Annotated in this window: 14 protein-coding genes and 1 pseudogene; 11 read left to right on the top strand and 4 right to left on the bottom strand. The window is 73.6% G+C overall.

Annotated features, from left to right (window positions below; translation table 11 throughout):
* From ABD374_RS04550 to ABD374_RS04520, 7 genes are all read left to right on the top strand, one after another.
* Entirely contained in the window at window positions 1-756 is a 756-nt protein-coding gene (locus ABD374_RS04550) for a (Fe-S)-binding protein (protein WP_344491003.1), read from the top strand.
* Window positions 753-2,231, top strand: a complete 1,479-nt coding sequence (locus tag ABD374_RS04545; protein ID WP_344491000.1) for a LutB/LldF family L-lactate oxidation iron-sulfur protein — start codon at window positions 753-755, stop codon at window positions 2,229-2,231. Before ABD374_RS04550 ends, ABD374_RS04545 begins: the two co-directional genes overlap by 4 nt.
* The gene (locus ABD374_RS04540; protein WP_344490997.1) at window positions 2,228-2,881 is read left to right on the top strand and encodes a LutC/YkgG family protein; all 654 of its coding nucleotides are present in this window, start codon (window positions 2,228-2,230) and stop codon (window positions 2,879-2,881) included. Before ABD374_RS04545 ends, ABD374_RS04540 begins: the two co-directional genes overlap by 4 nt.
* A gap of 187 nt (window positions 2,882-3,068) precedes the next feature.
* Window positions 3,069-3,902 carry a M55 family metallopeptidase gene (locus ABD374_RS04535; RefSeq protein ID WP_344490994.1) on the top strand — a complete coding sequence of 278 codons (834 nt, stop codon included), beginning with the start codon at window positions 3,069-3,071 and terminating at the stop codon, window positions 3,900-3,902.
* Window positions 3,895-5,256 (top strand): M20/M25/M40 family metallo-hydrolase, encoded by a 1,362-nt coding sequence (locus tag ABD374_RS04530; protein ID WP_344490991.1) that lies wholly within the window; start codon window positions 3,895-3,897, stop codon window positions 5,254-5,256. The genes ABD374_RS04535 and ABD374_RS04530 overlap by 8 nt, the downstream gene beginning before the upstream one ends.
* A 54-nt stretch (window positions 5,257-5,310) precedes the next feature.
* Entirely contained in the window at window positions 5,311-7,305 is a 1,995-nt protein-coding gene (locus tag ABD374_RS04525) for a S9 family peptidase (RefSeq protein ID WP_344490988.1), read from the top strand.
* On the top strand, window positions 7,302-8,282 hold the full coding sequence (locus tag ABD374_RS04520; protein ID WP_344490985.1) for a S66 peptidase family protein: 981 nt from the start codon (window positions 7,302-7,304) through the stop codon (window positions 8,280-8,282). Before ABD374_RS04525 ends, ABD374_RS04520 begins: the two co-directional genes overlap by 4 nt.
* A 12-nt stretch (window positions 8,283-8,294) precedes the next feature.
* Here ABD374_RS04520 and ABD374_RS04515 read toward each other — a convergent pair whose 3' ends face one another.
* Window positions 8,295-8,786 carry a DinB family protein gene (locus tag ABD374_RS04515; protein ID WP_344490982.1) on the bottom strand — a complete coding sequence of 164 codons (492 nt, stop codon included), beginning with the start codon at window positions 8,784-8,786 and terminating at the stop codon, window positions 8,295-8,297.
* An 85-nt stretch (window positions 8,787-8,871) separates the two neighbouring features.
* Here ABD374_RS04515 and ABD374_RS04510 point away from each other — a divergent pair.
* The 3 genes and pseudogenes from ABD374_RS04510 to ABD374_RS04500 form a co-directional block, all read left to right on the top strand.
* Window positions 8,872-9,083, top strand: a pseudogene (locus tag ABD374_RS04510) (peptidase S15); the annotation flags it as partial.
* A gap of 91 nt (window positions 9,084-9,174) precedes the next feature.
* Window positions 9,175-9,726, top strand: a complete 552-nt coding sequence (locus ABD374_RS04505; protein ID WP_344490979.1) for a GNAT family N-acetyltransferase — start codon at window positions 9,175-9,177, stop codon at window positions 9,724-9,726.
* Window positions 9,727-9,833: 107 nt separating this feature from the next.
* Window positions 9,834-11,840: a DUF5107 domain-containing protein gene (locus tag ABD374_RS04500; RefSeq protein ID WP_344490976.1), complete on the top strand. Its 2,007-nt coding sequence runs from the start codon at window positions 9,834-9,836 to the stop codon at window positions 11,838-11,840.
* A gap of 21 nt (window positions 11,841-11,861) precedes the next feature.
* Here the strand turns inward: ABD374_RS04500 and ABD374_RS04495 are convergent, their stop codons facing one another.
* From ABD374_RS04495 to ABD374_RS04485, 3 genes are all read right to left on the bottom strand, one after another.
* Entirely contained in the window at window positions 11,862-12,215 is a 354-nt protein-coding gene (locus tag ABD374_RS04495) for a VOC family protein (protein ID WP_344490973.1), read from the bottom strand.
* A gap of 252 nt (window positions 12,216-12,467) precedes the next feature.
* A complete protein-coding gene (locus tag ABD374_RS04490) occupies window positions 12,468-13,277 on the bottom strand; it encodes a class I SAM-dependent methyltransferase (RefSeq protein WP_344490970.1) in 810 nt (269 codons plus the stop codon).
* A gap of 167 nt (window positions 13,278-13,444) precedes the next feature.
* Window positions 13,445-14,407, bottom strand: a complete 963-nt coding sequence (locus tag ABD374_RS04485; protein WP_344490967.1) for a TIGR03557 family F420-dependent LLM class oxidoreductase — start codon at window positions 14,405-14,407, stop codon at window positions 13,445-13,447.
* 144 nt (window positions 14,408-14,551) lie between these two features.
* Here ABD374_RS04485 and ABD374_RS04480 point away from each other — a divergent pair, with 144 nt between their 5' ends.
* Entirely contained in the window at window positions 14,552-15,910 is a 1,359-nt protein-coding gene (locus ABD374_RS04480) for an NAD(P)/FAD-dependent oxidoreductase (RefSeq protein ID WP_344490964.1), read from the top strand.
* Window positions 15,911-15,925: the final 15 nt, after the last annotated feature.

The raw sequence follows: 15,925 nt of genomic DNA, 5'->3' as shown, positions 1-15,925 counted from the left end.
GTGCGCGTAGCCCTCTTCGTCACGTGCGTGAACGACACGCTCTATCCGCGCACCGGGCAGGCCGTCGTGCGGCTGCTGGAGCGGCTTGGGGTGGAGGTGGACTTCCCGCAGGCCCAGACCTGCTGCGGGCAGCCGCAGTTCAACACCGGCTACCGCCACGAGACCGAACCGCTGGTACGGCGCTACGACGCGGCCTTCGCCGACTACGCGTACGTCGTCACGCCCTCCGGTTCCTGCGCCGCGATGGTCCGCGACAACTACCCGCGGATCGGCGCCAAGGCCGCCGCCGAGGGGCGCGGCCGGGCGCTGGCGGACGCCGCGGCGCGGGCCGTGCCGAAGACGTACGAACTGACGGAGTTCCTGGTCGACGTCCTCGGTGTGACCGACGTCGGTGCCTGGTTCCCGCACCCCGTCACCTACCACCCCACCTGCCACGGGCTGCGCGTGCTGGGTCTGCGCGACCGGCCGCGCAGACTGCTGGAGCAGGTCGGGGGGCTGGAGCTGCGCGAACTGCCGGGCGCGCAGGAGTGCTGCGGTTTCGGCGGCACGTTCGCCGTGAAGAACGCCGCCGTGTCGGCGGCGATGGGCGCGGACAAGGTGCGCGACATCGAGTCCACGGGCGCCGGGGCGGTGTGCACCGTCGACAACTCCTGCCTGATGCACATCGGCGGGACGCTCACCAGGCAGGGGTCCACGGTACGGCCCGTGCACATCGCGGAGATCCTCGCCGCGACCGAGGAGGAACCGTACACATGAGCGGTACGAGCGGTACGTATCTGGGGATGCCGGCGTTCCCGGCCGCCGCGCGGGAGGCCGTGGGCAACGAGACGCTGCGCAAGAACCTCCGCCACGCCACGCACACCATCCGCGACAAGCGCGCCAAGGCCGTCGCCGAGCTGGACGACTGGGAGCGGTTGCGCGCCGCCGGCAAGGACGTGAAGGACCGGACGCTGCGCCATCTCGACCACTACCTCGTCCAGCTGGAGGAGTCGGTCACGGCGGCGGGCGGCACCGTGCACTGGGCCGCGGACGCCGAGGAGGCCAACCGGATCGTGACCGGGCTGGTGAAGGCCACCGGCCAGAGCGAGGTCGTCAAGGTCAAGTCGATGGCCACGCAGGAGATCGGGCTCAACGAGGCGCTGGAGGCCGAAGGCATCCGCGCCTACGAGACCGACCTCGCGGAGCTGATCGTGCAGCTCGGCGACGACCGGCCGTCGCACATCCTGGTGCCGGCCATCCACCGCAACCGGGGCGAGATCCGTGACATCTTCGCCCGGGAGATGGGGAGTTGGGGACGGGCCGCCCCCGAGGGGCTGACCGACACCCCGGCCGAACTGGCCGAGGCGGCCCGGCTGCACCTGCGGGAGAAGTTCCTGCGCGCCAAGGTCGGCATCTCGGGCGCCAACTTCATGGTGGCGGAGACCGGCACCCTCGTCGTGGTCGAGTCCGAGGGCAACGGACGGATGTGCCTGACCCTCCCCGAGACACTGATCTCCGTCGTCGGCATCGAGAAGACCGTCCCGGCCTGGCGGGACCTGGAGGTGTACTTGCAGCTCCTGCCCCGCTCCTCGACGGCGGAGCGGATGAACCCGTACACGACCATGTGGACCGGTACGACGGACGGCGACGGGCCGCGCGACTTCCACCTGGTGCTCCTGGACAACGGCCGCACCGACACGCTGGCCGACGAGGTGGGGCGCCAGGCGCTGCGCTGCATCCGCTGCTCGGCGTGCCTGAACGTGTGCCCGGTCTACGAGCGGGCGGGCGGGCACGCGTACGGCTCGGTCTACCCGGGGCCGATCGGCGCGATCCTCAGCCCCCAGCTGCGCGGTACGGGAAGCGAGGTCGACGCCTCACTGCCGTACGCGTCGTCGCTGTGCGGCGCCTGCTACGAGGTGTGTCCCGTCGCCATCGACATCCCGGAGGTACTGGTGCACCTGCGGGAGCGGGTGGTCGAGGGCGGGACGGTGACCAGGAACGGGGCGCGGGTCACGATCAGGCCCGCCAAGGGGCACGCGGCGGAGCGCGCGGCGATGCGCGCGGCGCGCTGGACGCTGGACCGTCCGGGCGTACTGCGGGCCGGACAGCGGCTGGCGTCCCGTACCCGCCGCGTCCATCCGAAGCGGCTGCCGGGGCCGGGGCGCGCATGGAGCGACACGCGGGCGCTGCCCGAGCTGCCCGCGGAACCGTTCAGGGACTGGTGGCAGCGCACCCGCGGAGGAGCCGAGTGAGCAGCAGGGAGCGGGTGCTGGCGCGGGTGCGCCGGGCCCTGGCGGACGTGCCGGCCGGCGAACGGCCGCAGGACGTGCGGGTGGAGCGCGGCTACCTGCGGGTGCACGGCGACCGGAGCGCCGAGGAGACGGTCGGACTGCTCGCGGAGAACCTGGCGGACTACCGGGCGCTCGTGCACCGGTCGGACCCGGCCGGGCTGCCGGCGCTGCTGGTGCGGCTCCTGGCCGAGCGGGGCTCGCGGACGGTGCTGGTACCGCCGGGACTCCCGCCGCACTGGCTGGCCGCCGCGGACCCGGTCCGGGTGCACGACCGGGAGGCGAGCACCCCACACCGGCTGGACGCCGTGGACAGCGTGGTCACGGGCTGCGCGGTCGCGATCGCCGAGACCGGCACGATCGTCCTGGACGCCGGCCCCGACCAGGGCAGACGCCGGATCACCCTGGTGCCCGACCACCACATCTGTGTCGTACGGGTCCCGGACCAGGTGGTCGGCTCGGTGCCCCAGGCCCTGGAGCGGCTGGACCCCCGGCGGCCGCTGACCTGGATCTCGGGCCCTTCGGCCACCAGTGACATCGAGCTGGACCGGGTCGAGGGCGTGCACGGTCCGCGCACCCTGGAGGTGGTTCTGGTCGAGGGGCCGGACGACTGACCGGCTCCCCTCGCGCTCTCCCCGCTCCCCCCCGGTCCCTCTCCCCGCTCCCCCCGGCGCTCCCCTCGCCCTCCCCGTGTGCTCTCCTTGCAGAGGACTGGACCACTGAACCCGCATGTGGCCCTGGCCCGGCGGTTCCCCGGCGCGTAACGTGACGCGGCATGACCTGCGAGGGGACGGCTGACCCATGAAGATCCTCATCAGCGCCGACATGGAGGGTGCCACCGGTGTCACCTGGCCCGCCGACGTGCTGCCGGGCACACCGCAGTGGGAGCGCTGCCGCTCCCTGTTCACCTCCGACGTCAACGCCGCCGTTCTCGGCTTCTTCGACGGGGGCGCCGACGCGGTGCTCGTCAACGAGGCGCACTGGACCATGCGCAACCTCCTCCTGGAGCACCTCGACGAGCGCGCCGAGATGCTCACGGGCCGCCACAAGGCGCTCAGCATGGTCGAGGGCGTGCAGCACGGGGACGTGGACGGCATCGCCTTCGTCGGCTACCACACCGGCGCCGGCACCGAGGGCGTCCTCGCGCACACCTACCTCGCCAACTCCATCACGGGCGTGTGGGTCAACGGCGAGCGGGCCAGTGAGGGCCTGCTCAACTCCCATGTCGTCGCGGAGTACGGCGTACCGGTGATCCTTGTCACCGGTGACGATCTGACCTGCGAGGACGCGAAGGGGTACGCTCCCGGGGCCCGCAGGGTCGCGGTCAAGGACCACGTCTCGCGGTACGCCGCGGTGTGCCGCACCCCGGCCCGCACCGCCGCCGACATCAGGGCCGCCGCGAAGGAGGCGACGGCTCTCGCCGTACGCCACGCACCGGTGCGCGGCGGCCCGTTCGCCGTGGAGCTGGAGTTCGACGCGGAGCACCTCTCCGGCGCCGCGACCGTGGTGCCGGGGGTGGAGGCGACCGGAGAGCGGCGTGTCGCGTACACCAGCGGGACGATGTATGAGGGCATTCGTACGTTCAAGGCCGTGACGACTGTCGTCTCGGCCGCGGTGGAGGAGCAGTATGGCTGACCAGCATCGGCATCAGCAGCCGGTCGACGGGGGAACGATCGACGCGCTCGCGCTCGACGAGGTCGTGACCTTCACGTCCGACCTCATCCGGATCGACACCACCAACCGGGGCGGCGGCGACTGCCGCGAGCGCCCGGCGGCCGAGTACGTCGCCGAGCGGCTGGCCGGTGCCGGGCTCGCGCCCCTCCTGCTCGAACGGACCCCCGGACGGACCAACGTCATGGCCAGGATCGCCGGCACGGACCCGTCCGCCGACGCCCTCCTCGTCCACGGCCACCTCGACGTCGTACCCGCCGAGCCCGCCGACTGGAGCGTGCACCCCTTCTCCGGGGAGGTCCGCGACGGGGTGGTCTGGGGCCGTGGCGCCATCGACATGAAGAACATGGACGCGATGGTCCTCGCCGTCGTACGGGCCTGGGCGCGCTCCGGCACCCGGCCCCGCCGCGACATCGTGCTCGCCTTCACCGCCGACGAGGAGGCCAGCGCGGCCGACGGCTCCGGCTTCCTCGCCGCCGAGCACCCGGAGCTCTTCGAGGGCTGCACGGAAGGCATCAGCGAATCCGGCGCCTACACCTTCCACGCGGGCCCCGGCATGGAGATCTACCCGATCGCCGCGGGGGAGCGGGGCACCGGCTGGCTCAAGCTCACCGGCGTCGGCACGGCGGGCCACGGCTCCAAGGTCAACCGGGACAACGCCGTGAGCAGGCTGGCCGCCGCCATCGCCCGGATCGGCGCGTACGAGTGGCCGGTGCGGCTCACCCCGACCGTCCGGGCCGCCCTCACCGAGCTCGCCGCCCTGCACCACCTCGACGCACCGGACTTCGACGCGCCCGGCTTCGACGTGGACGCGCTGCTCAACAAGCTGGGCCCGGCCGCCGAGCTGGTCGAGGCGACGGTACGGGGCAGTGCCAACCCCACCATGCTGGACGCCGGTTACAAGGTCAACGTCATCCCGGGGCGGGCGACCGCCTACGTCGACGGGCGGTTCCTGCCCGGCGGCGAGGAGGAGTTCCGCCAGACCATGGACCTGCTCACGGGAGACCAGGTGGACTGGGAGTTCCACCACCGGGAGACCGCCCTCCAGGCGCCCACCGACTCGCCGACGTACGCGAAACTGCGCGCCGCGGTGGAGCACTTCGCCCCCGGCGCGCACGTCGTGCCGTACTGCATGTCGGGCGGCACGGACGCCAAGCAGTTCTCCCGGCTCGGCATCACGGGGTACGGCTTCTCGCCGCTGAAGCTGCCGGTCGACTTCGACTACGGGGCGCTCTTCCACGGCGTGGACGAACGCGTTCCGGTCGAGGCCCTCCACTTCGGCGTCCGGGTGCTCGACCATTACCTGAAGACCGCCTAGCCGGACCGCACGGCAGACGCGCAGCGGACCGCCCAGCACGGGGAGTTGAAAGGCATGGTGCCCACGGGGCCGTACGGAAGCTGGCCGTCGCCGATCGGCGCCGGGCTCGCCGCCTCGCACGGCGGGCACCCGGAGTACGTCGGCATGGTCGGCGACGAGGTGTGGTGGACCGTGCCGCGCCCCACCGAGGGCGGCCGGCGCGCGCTGGTGCGCCGGCGGGCGGACGGCGCCGAGGAATCGGTTCTGCCCGCACCCTGGAACGTACGCAGCCGAGTCGTCGAGTACGGCGGCCTGCCCTGGGCCGGCGCCCAGCGCGCGGTGGGCGGGCCGCTCGTCGTCTTCGTCCACTACCCCGACCAGCGGCTCTACGCGTACGAACCCGACGCGCCCGGCGCCGCGCCCCGGCCCCTCACCCCCGTCTCGGCCGTCGGCGGCGGGCTGCGCTGGGCCGACCCGCAGCTGCGCGTGGACCGGGGCGCGGCGGGCGAGGTGTGGTGCGTGCTGGAGGAATTCACGGGCGGGGCCCCCACCGACGTACGGCGCGTCATCGCCGCCGTACCGCTCGACGGCTCGGCCGCCGAGGACCGCGCCGCCGTCCGCGAACTCTCCGACGGCGCGCACCGTTTCGTCACCGGGCCCCGTGTCTCCCCGGACGGGCTGCGGGCGGCCTGGATCGCCTGGGACCATCCCCGGATGCCCTGGGACGGCACGGAAGTGATCCTCGCGGACATCGCCGAGGACGGCACCTTCCGGGACCCGCGGCGCTTCGCCGGCGGACCCGAGGAGTCGGTCCCCCAGGTCGACTGGACCGCCGACGGACAGCTGCTCTACGCCAGTGACGCCGACGGGTGGTGGAACCTGTACCGCGCGGACCCGCACCGGGGAACGGCGGCCCCGCTCTGCGCCCGCGCCGAGGAGTTCGGCGGGCCGCTGTGGAAGATCGGCCTGCGCTGGTTCCACCCGCTGGACAACGGCCTGATCGCCGTCATCCACGGCAGCGGCGCCACCGCGCTGGGCATCCTCGACCCGGAGAGCTGCGAGGTCGTCGACTCGGCGGGCCCCTGGACCGAGTGGGCCCCCACGCTCGCCGTGCACGGCAGCCGGGTCGTCGGCGTCGCCGCCAGCCCGCGCAGCGCGTACGAGGTCATGGAGCTCGACACCCGCACCGGGCGCACCCGGGTCATCGGCTCCGCGCACGAGGACCCGGTGGACCCCGCCTTCTATCCCGAGCCGCAGATCCGGGTCTTCACCGGACCCGACGGCCACGGGATCCACGCCCACATCTACCCGCCGCACAACCCCGGCCGCATCGCCCCCGGCGACGAACTGCCGCCGTACGTGGTGTGGGCGCACGGCGGGCCGACCGGGCGCGCCCCGCTCGTACTCGACCTGGAGATCGCCTACTTCACCTCGCGCGGGATCGGCGTCGCCGAGGTCAACTACGGCGGCTCCGCCGGGTACGGACGCGAGTACCGCGACCGGCTGCGCGAACAGTGGGGCGTCGTGGACGTCGAGGACTGCGCCGCCGTCGCCGTCGCCCTGGCCGAGGAGGGCACGGCCGATCCGCGCAGGCTCGCGATCCGCGGCGGCAGCGCGGGCGGCTGGACGGCGGCGGCCTCGCTGGCCGGCACCGACGTCTATGCCTGCGGCACCGTGATCTACCCGGTCCTCGACCTGGAAGGCTGGGCGACGGACGGGACCCACGACTTCGAGTCGCGGTACCTGGAGAGCCTGGTCGGACCGCGCGCCGCCTGTCCCGACCGCTACCGCGACCGTTCGCCCCTGTACCGGGCCGACGGGATCACCGCGCCGTTCCTGCTGCTCCAGGGGCTCGACGACGTGATCTGCCCGCCCGCGCAGTGCGAGAGGTTCCTGGAGCGCATGGCGGGACGCGGCGTCCCGCACGCGTACCTCGCCTTCGAGGGGGAGGGGCACGGTTTCCGCAGGGCCGGGACCGTGACCCGCGCGCTGGAGGCCGAACTCTCCCTCTACGCCCAGACCTTCGGCATCGACCGCGACGACGTACCCCGTCTGGAACTCACCACATGACCCCTGCGCCTCTGACGCCCCTCGCTCCTTCGACTCCTGCGCCTCCTCTGACTCCTCTGACCAGGCCCGCGCGACTGAGGGCGGGGGCGCGGGTCGCCGTCGTGGCCCCCAGCGGGCCCGTCCCCCCGGAGCGGCTCGAAGAGGGCCTCGGCATCCTGCGGAGCTGGGGCCTCGAACCGGTGGTCGGTCCCCATGTACGGGACCTGCACCGGGAGTTCGGATATCTGGCGGGATCGGACGGGGCGCGGGCCCGGGACCTGGAGGAGGCCTGGTGCGACCCGTCGGTGGACGCGGTGATCTGCGCGCGGGGCGGCTACGGCGCCCAGCGCATGGTGGACCTGGTCGACTGGGCGGCGATGCGCGCGGCCGGCCCCAAGGTCTTCGTCGGCTACAGCGACATCACCGCGCTGCACGAGGCCTTCGCCGTACGGCTGGGCCTGGCCACGCTGCACGGGCCGATGGCCGCGAGCGTCCCCTTCCTCGAGGACGGCCCGACGCGGGACGCGCTGCGGGCCACGCTCTTCGAGCCCGAGTCGGTCATGACCCTCGGCCTGGAGGCGGCGGGCGTCCTGGTCCCCGGCCGGGCGCGCGGCGTCACGCTCGGCGGCTGCGTCAGCCTGCTCGCCGCCGACCTGGGCACTCCGTACGCCAGGCCCGGCGCCCGCGGCGGCCTGCTGCTGATCGAGGACATCGGCGAGGAGGCGTACCGCCTCGACCGGATCCTCACCCAGCTGCTGCGCTCCGGCTGGCTGGACGGCGTGGCGGGTATCGCCCTCGGCTCGTGGGAGGGGTGCGGCCCGTACGAGGAGGAGGTGCGGACGCTGCTGTACGACCGGCTGGGCTCCCTGGGGGTGCCGGTCGTCGAGGAGCTGGGCTTCGGGCACTGCGCGACCGCCCTGACCATGCCGCTCGGCGTGCCCGCCGTACTCGACACGGACGCCCGCACCCTCACCCTCGACGTGCCCGCGCTGCGGTGAGGCGGCAGGCGCTCAGGCCCCCGGGTGGTCGCCCGTCGCCCCGTCGAGGAGCTCACGCATGATGTCCATGTGACCCGCGTGCCGCGCGGTGTCCTCCAGCATGTGGATGAGCACCCAGCGCATCGACACGGTGTTGCCCGACCACGAGGTGCCCCGTGTCTCCAGGCCGAGCTCGGCCACGGCCCGGTCGGCGGCGGCCCGCGCGCGGCCGTAGAGCTCCACGATGTCCGCGGCGGACTCGCCCTCGGTCACCGTCATGTCGTCCTGCGGCTCGAACCACAAGGGCTCGCTCTCGCGCCCGAACGTGGTGCAGAACCAGCCGTACTCGACGCTCGCCAGATGCTTCACCAGACCCAGCAGGCTGGTCCCCGACGGGGTCATGGGCCGGCGCAGCTGCTCGTCGTCGAGGCCGTCGAGCTTCCACAGCACGGCATCGCGGTGCCGGTCCAGGGAGACCTGGAGACTTTCCTTCTCGCCACCGGTGAAGGGAACGCGTTTCGTCATCCCCGGAACGTAACAGCCGGGTCCGACAACGCACTTCCGCGCGCCGTCGGCAGGACCGGCCCGAGCCGTCTCTTCACAGGCCCTGCTCGTCCAGCGCATCGTCGCACCGGTCCGCGTGCCCGGCGTGAGCCGTCCCCGCACCGTCTCGCCCTCCGGCATCGTGCACCGCTACGGGGCCGGACACGGCTGGAGTTCGTCGTCGCGGCGAGCGGCGACGCCTCCTACGGCAACCGGGGCGTCAAGCCGGTGACGGTCACCAGCGCCCCCGAGGACACCGGCGTCCTGGAGCCTCCAATGACCAGGGGCTCGCTCGGCCGGCGCTGCTCCCCCTCACACGCCCGCCCGCCCGGTCGCGTGCGCCGGGGAGGGGCGGAAGTAGCCTGGAGGGATGTCCGAGAGCCCCGAGCGCGCCGCTTACCTCGCCGAAGGCCCGCGCGTGGGCCTGCGGTACTTCAGCCACGCCGACGCCGACGAGTTCACCGCGCTGGCGCGCGAGAGCAGGAGCCTGCACCACCCGTGGCTCTTCCCGCCGGAGCGGCCCGCCGCGTACGCCGCCTACGCGGATCTGCTCATCGACAACCCGGCACGGGTCGGCTTCCTGGTGTGCGAGCGCCCGGACGGCCGCATCGCGGGCTTCATCAACATCAACAACATCGTCGGGGGCAACTTCCTGTGCGGCGCGCTGGGCTACGGCGCGTTCGCGCACGCGGCGGGCCGCGGTCTGATGAGCGAGGGCCTCGGCCTGGTCATGGACCGGGCCTTCGGCCCCATGGGCCTGCACCGGCTGGAGGCCAACGTCCAGCCCGCGAACAAGGCGTCCCTCGCGCTCGTCCGCGCGGCCGGGTTCCGGCTGGAGGGCTTCTCACCGGACTTCATCCACGTCGACGGGGCCTGGCGCGACCACGAACGGTGGGCGATCACCTCGGAAATGCGCCGCTGACCCCCGGCGGTCTTCCCCAGGACCCCCTGGTCAGGGAGGCGCCCGCCGTGTTCGGATGGGCGTCGGGCGCCGGTGGACGGCGGCCCGTGTGAGGGAGTGAGACTGCCTTGGCCACGACCGTGCGACGCGCCGTACTGACCCTGCCCGCCGCCCCTTTGGGGCCGGAGAACCCACTGCCGGTGCTCCGCCCCCTCGACGGGACGCACGCCCTCGACGAGCGTTCGCGCGCCCGCCTGCCGCGCGACATGGCCCGCCAGGCCGGTTACGAACCGCTGCGCACCCTCCTGCCCGTACGCGTCCTGGACGGATACGGACGCGAGCGCGCGCGGACGGATTTCGACGCGATCGTCATCGAGAACGACCGACTGCGCGCGACCGTGCTGCCGGGGCTCGGCGGGCGCGTGCACTCGCTGTTCCACAAACCGACGGGACGCGAACTGCTCTACCGCAACCCGGTCCTCCAGCCCGCCGACTTCGCACTCAACGGCGCCTGGTTCTCCGGCGGCCTGGAGTGGAACATCGGCGCGACCGGGCACACGACGCTGTCCTGCGCCCCGCTGCACGCCGCGGTCGTCCCCGCCCCCGACGGCGGCGACATGGTCCGGCTCTGGGAGTGGGAACGGCTGCGCGACCTGCCCTTCCAGGTGGACCTGTGGCTGCCGGCCGACTCCGACTTCCTGTACGTCGGCGTACGGATACGCAACCCGCACGAGCGGACCGTGCCCACCTACTGGTGGTCCAGCACGGCGGTCCCGGAGGACGAGGGGACCCGGGTGCTCGCCCCGGCGGACGAGGCCTGGCACTTCGGGTACGAACGGCGCCTGCGGCGCGTGCCGGTGCCGCGTTCCCACGGCGACGGTGTCGACCGTACGTACCCGCTGCGCGGCGAGTTCCCGGCCGGCTACTTCTACGAGGTGCCCGAAGGGGCCCGCAAGTGGATCGCCTCGCTCGGCGCCGACGGGCAGGGGCTCGTCCAGACCTCCACCGATCTGCTGCGCGGCCGCAAGCTGTTCCTGTGGGGCGCGGGGCGCGGCGGGCGGCGCTGGCAGCGGTGGCTGACCGAGCCGGGGACCCCGGGGTATGCCGAGATCCAGGCCGGCCTCGCCCGTACCCAGCTGGAGCACGTACCGCTGGAGGCCGGCGCCGAGTTCAGCTGGCTGGAGGCGTACGGTCCGCTGGCCGCCGACCCCGGGGCGGTGCACGGCGGGGACTGGGCGGCGGCCCGCGCGGAGGCGGAGGCCCGGCTGGAGGACGCGCTGCCGCGCGCGCGGGTGGAGGCGGCCTACGAGGCGTGGCGGCCGTACGCCGACCACGCGCCCGGGGAGTCGCTCGCCACCGGCTCCGGATGGGGCGCGCTCGAAGTCGTGCGCGCCGCACTGGAACTCCCCGGCACGCCCTTCGACGAGGCGACGCTCGGCGAACAGCAGCTGCCCTGGCTGGAGCTGGAGCGCAGCGGCACCTTCCCGGCGCCGCGCGAGGCGGCCCTCCCGGGCCCGTCGCTGGTCGCGCCGCACTGGCGGGACATGCTGGAGACGGCGCCGGCGGAGCCCCTCACCGAGTACCACCTGGGGGTCGCCCAGTGGCACGCGGGCGATGTGGCCCAGGCCGTGCGCAGTTGGGAGCGGGGGCTCAAACCGGCCTCCGTGCGCTGGCCGCTGCTGCGCTGCCTCGCCGTCGCCGACCGGGAGGCGGGCAACTCCGAGCGCGCCGCCGACCATTACGCCGAGGCGTTCGACGATCTCCTCCGTCAGGAGCGGGGCGACGGCGGGCACCAGGAGCGGTCCGACGGCGAGGCGTGGACGGCGGCGACGGCCGCCCTCGGCCGCGAGGCGATCGCCGCGCTTCTCGCGGTACGGCGTCCGCGGGCGGCCCGCGCCGTCTGGGAGGGGCTGCCCCCCGCCGTGCGCGAGAGCGGCCGCTTCCGGCTCGTCGAGGCGCAGCTCCTCGTCGCCGAGGGGGACAGGGAGGGCGCCCGCGCGCTCTTCGACGCCGGCTTCGAGGTGCCCGACCTGCGCGAGGGCGCGGAGGTACTGGGCGAGGTGTGGGCGGCGGCGGCCGGTGACGAGCCGCTGCCCGAGGCGTACGACTACCGGATGCGGCCGGCGGGGGAGTAGCCGGCGGGGGAGCGGCCGCGGTCAGAGGACGGCGCGCCGGTCGACGTACTCGAAGACCGAGCCGTCCGGGTGCGCGGCGATCAGGTTGCGGCCCACCGGGGTCGGGACGGGGCCCGCGATGATGCGGGCGCCGGCCCCGGTCAGGGCCGCACCCGCCTCGTCGACGTCCTTGACGGCGATGGTGGCCGACACCTTGCGCAGCACTTCGAGTTCGGACTCGGGACCGCTCATCAGGAGGAAGCAGCCGACCGCGGCGACGGAGACTCCGCCGCGCTCGAAGCGCAGGGCGCGGCTTCCGGTGAGGCGTTCGTAGAAGACCACCGTGGCCTCCAGGTCGTCGACGCAGATGCGCAGCGTGGTTCCGAGGATCTCCATGGGGGCCAGGGTAGTTGGTGGCCCGGCCGCCCGACCGGTGTACGCGCGGGGTGCGGACCGGTGCCCCGCGGGGCCCGTTCCCCACCCCGCCCTTTCCCGCTGTGACACTTCGCGGCTCCGCCGCTCGAGGACACGCCCGGGGGTGTCCGGGACCTGGGGCGGAGCCCCTCACACGGCGGAGCCCCACCATGACCAGCGGGAAGCGGGGTGGGGAACCGGCCCCGCAGCCGCACGGGCCACCCGCTCCGTGCGTCACACGCGGCAGAGCACCTCCCCGTGCGGCACCATGAACCACGCGTCGTCCCGGCCGCCCCACTCGCGCCACGCCCCCGCGATCGCCGCCAGTCCGTCCGCGGTCGTGTGGCCGCCGTCCACCGCCAGTTCGGCGTACACGGATGCCGTCGTACGGTCCGCCCACAGCCCGCTCCACCAGGCGCGCTCCTCCGGCGTGGCGAAGCACCAGGCCGCCGCCGAGGCCCGTACGCCGGTGAAGCCGGCGCGCCGCGCCCAGGACAGGAGCCTGCGGCCCGCGTCCGGTTCGCCGCCGTTCGCGCGGGCGACCCGGCCGTACAGCTGCTGCCACTCGTCCATGAGCGGCACCTGGGGGAACCACGTCATCGCCGCGTAGTCGCTGTCGCGCGCCGCGACGACGCCGCCGGGGCGGCACACCCGGCGCATCTCCCGCAGCGCCCGCACCGGATCGCCGACGTGCTGGAGCACCTGGTGGGCGTGGACGACGTCGAAGGAGTCGTCGGGGAAACCGAGCTCGTGGACATCGGCCACCGCGAACTCCACGTTGGTCAGGCCGCGTTCCGCCGCCACCTCGCGCGCCCGCCCGAGCACGTCTCCGGCCGCGTCGACCGCCGTCACCCGGCCGGGGGCGACGAGCGCGGCCAGGTCGGCCGTGATGGTGCCGGGACCGCAGCCCACGTCCAGCACGTCCAGCCCCGGCCGCAGTTCGCCCAGCAGGTACGCCGCCGAGTTGGCGGCGGTCCGCCAGCTGTGCGAGCGCAGCACCGACTCGTGGTGCCCATGGGTGTAGACCGCGGTTTCCTCCGGCATGGCGTACTCCTTCTCTCGGCTTCTCGCGGAAGCGGTACGCCGTACGTTACGCGGGCATGCCGAAATGTGAGACGCGTATCTTGAGATGCGAGACGGTGCGCTCCATCGGTCTCACGCGCCCGGCCCCCTGTGCCCGGTCTTCCGTGCCCGGTCTTCCGTGCCCGGCCTCAGGTGCCCAGGACCTGCGGCAGCACCTTCGTGCGGTAGAAGTCGAAGAAGCCGCGCTGGTCGGGGCCGATCTGGTTCACGTACACCCGGTCGAAACCGGCGTCGGCGTAGGCCAGCAGCTCACGGGCGTGCGCGTCCGCGTCGTCGCCGCACACCACGTTCGAGGCGACCATGTCCTCGGTGACGAGGGTCGACGCCTGCTCGAAGTGGCGTGGTGTGGGCAGGACCTGGCCCAGTTCGCCGGGCAACTGCTCGTTCGGCCACAGCCGGTGGACCGTGCGCACCGCCGCGTCGCGGTCGGGCCCGTAGCAGACCTTGGTGCCGCCGCTGACCGGCTTGGAGCCGCCGCCGCCCTTCCGGAAGCGGGCCACCGACTCCCCGTCGGGGGCCATGGTGATCAGCCCGTCGCCGATGCGCGAGGCCAGCGCCATGGCCTTGGGGCCGAAGGCGGAGACGTCGATCGGGACGTGCTCGTCGGGCACGGTGTAGAGCCGGGCGTTCTCCACCGTGTAGTGCTTGCCCTCGTGGCTGACCTCGTTGCCGTCGAAGAGGTTGCGGATCAGCTGTACGGCCTCCTCCAGCATCTCCAGCCGCACCCGGGTGCTGGGCCAGGCGCCGCCCAGGATGTGCTCGTTGAGCGCCTCGCCGCTGCCCACGCCGAGCCGGAACCGCCCCTCGCCCAGCTGGACGGCCGCCGTGGCCGCGGCCTGGGCGACCACGGCCGGGTGCATGCGTACGGTCGGACAGGTGACGGCGGTCTGCACCGGCAGGGAGACCGCCTCGGACAGGGCGCCGATCACCGACCAGACGAAGGGGCTCTGCCCCTGTTCCTCGTTCCACGGATGGTAGTGGTCGGAGATCCACAGGGCCTGGAAGCCGGCCTGCTCGGCCATCCGGGCCTGTTCGACGAGGTCCTTGGGGCCGAACTCCTCGCTCGACAGGAAATATCCGAACTCGGTCATGGGAAGTGCCTCCAGCGCGAACGGTTTCTGCGGGCCGGGTAACCAGCGCGTACCCGGGGAAACCCGCACCGCCCGGTGTTTGGCCCCCGGGCTCGGGGGCACCGGGAAGGTCCATCGCCCCAGCCCCGTGCACGAGGTGAAAGCGTGACCCGTCAACGTCCCCGCGTCGTGATCGTCGGAGCCGGATTCGCCGGCCATCAGGCCGCGAGGACCCTCTCCCGGGAGGTCCGGGACAGGGCCGAGATCGTCCTCCTCAACCCCACCGACTACTTCCTCTACCTGCCCCTCCTGCCGCAGGTCGCCGCCGGCATCCTCGAACCGCGCCGGGTGACGGTCTCGCTGCCGGGGACGCTCCCGCGCGTACGGCTGGTCCTCGGCGCGGCGGACCGCGTCGACCTGGCGTCACGCCGCGTGCACTACACGGGCCCCGAGGGCGACACGGGCGAGCTGGAGTACGACCGGCTCGTACTGGCCGTCGGCAGCGTCAACAAGCTGCTGCCGGTCCCCGGCGTCTCCGAGTACGCCCACGGGTTCCGGGGCCTGCCCGAGGCCCTCTACCTGCGCGACCACGTGACGCGCCAGATCGAACTGGCCGCCGCCACCGGCGACCCCGACGAGTGCGTCGCGCGCTGCACCTTCGTCGTCGTCGGCGCCGGCTACACCGGGACCGAGGTCGCCGCCCAGGGCAAGATGTTCACCGACGCCCTCGTCCGCAAGCAGCGCGCCTGGCGCCACGCCAAGCACAAGCCGCGCTGGCTGCTCCTCGACATCGCGCCGCGCATCCTTCCCGAACTGGACCGGCGCCTGTCGCGGACCGCGGACAAGGTGCTGCGCGGGCGCGGGGTCGACGTACGGACGCGGACGTCCGTCAGGGAGGCCACCCCGGAAGGGGTCCGGCTGGACGACGGCGAGTTCGTCGACACCAAGTCCCTGATCTGGTGCGTCGGCGTACGTCCCGACCCGCTGGTCTCCGAGGTCGGCCTGCCGGTCGAACGCGGGCGCCTGCTCGTCGAACCCGGACTGAACGTGCCCGGACACCCGGAGGTCTTCGCCTGCGGCGACGCCGCGGCCGTGCCGGACCTCACCCGGCCGGGGGAGTTCACCCCGATGACCGCGCAGCACGCCGCCCGGCAGGGAAAGGTGGCGGGCCGCAACGTCGCCGCGTCCCTGGGGTACGGGGAACGGCAGGCGTACCGCCACCACGACATGGGGTTCCTCGTGGACCTCGGCGGGGTCAAGGCCGCCGCCAACCCGCTCGGGATCCCGCTGTCCGGGCCGGTCGCGGGCGCGGTCACGCGCGGTTACCACCTCGCCGCCATGCCGGGGAACCGGATCCGGGTCGCGGCCGACTGGGCGCTCGACGCCGTACTGCCGCGCCAGGCCGTACAGCTGGGCCTCGTACGGTCCTGGTCGGTCCCGCTCGACACCTCGTCACCGGAACTGGCCAGGATCCCCGGCCCGCGCGGGCGGCCGGACGACCAGCACACCCAAGGGGTGACCTGAGGGGTGACCACAAGG

Source organism: Streptomyces enissocaesilis (assembly GCF_039533765.1).
Classification (GTDB): domain Bacteria; phylum Actinomycetota; class Actinomycetes; order Streptomycetales; family Streptomycetaceae; genus Streptomyces; species Streptomyces enissocaesilis.
The sequence above is the reverse complement of the archived record's forward strand: the minus strand, read 5'-3'. Positions and strand labels throughout refer to the sequence as shown.

What these genes read in the sequence shown, in the direction of transcription:
- ABD374_RS04520 (WP_344490985.1), top strand. Translation starts at nt 7,302, where the DNA reads ATGACCCCTGCGCCTCTGACGCCCCTCGCTCCTTCGACTCCTGCGCCT.
- ABD374_RS04545 (WP_344491000.1), top strand. Translation starts at nt 753, where the DNA reads ATGAGCGGTACGAGCGGTACGTATCTGGGGATGCCGGCGTTCCCGGCC.
- ABD374_RS04530 (WP_344490991.1), top strand. Translation starts at nt 3,895, where the DNA reads ATGGCTGACCAGCATCGGCATCAGCAGCCGGTCGACGGGGGAACGATC.
- ABD374_RS04535 (WP_344490994.1), top strand. Translation starts at nt 3,069, where the DNA reads ATGAAGATCCTCATCAGCGCCGACATGGAGGGTGCCACCGGTGTCACC.
- ABD374_RS04505 (WP_344490979.1), top strand. Translation starts at nt 9,175, where the DNA reads ATGTCCGAGAGCCCCGAGCGCGCCGCTTACCTCGCCGAAGGCCCGCGC.
- ABD374_RS04495 (WP_344490973.1), bottom strand. Translation starts at nt 12,215, where the DNA reads ATGGAGATCCTCGGAACCACGCTGCGCATCTGCGTCGACGACCTGGAG.
- ABD374_RS04485 (WP_344490967.1), bottom strand. Translation starts at nt 14,407, where the DNA reads ATGACCGAGTTCGGATATTTCCTGTCGAGCGAGGAGTTCGGCCCCAAG.
- ABD374_RS04490 (WP_344490970.1), bottom strand. Translation starts at nt 13,277, where the DNA reads ATGCCGGAGGAAACCGCGGTCTACACCCATGGGCACCACGAGTCGGTG.
- ABD374_RS04525 (WP_344490988.1), top strand. Translation starts at nt 5,311, where the DNA reads ATGGTGCCCACGGGGCCGTACGGAAGCTGGCCGTCGCCGATCGGCGCC.
- ABD374_RS04515 (WP_344490982.1), bottom strand. Translation starts at nt 8,786, where the DNA reads ATGACGAAACGCGTTCCCTTCACCGGTGGCGAGAAGGAAAGTCTCCAG.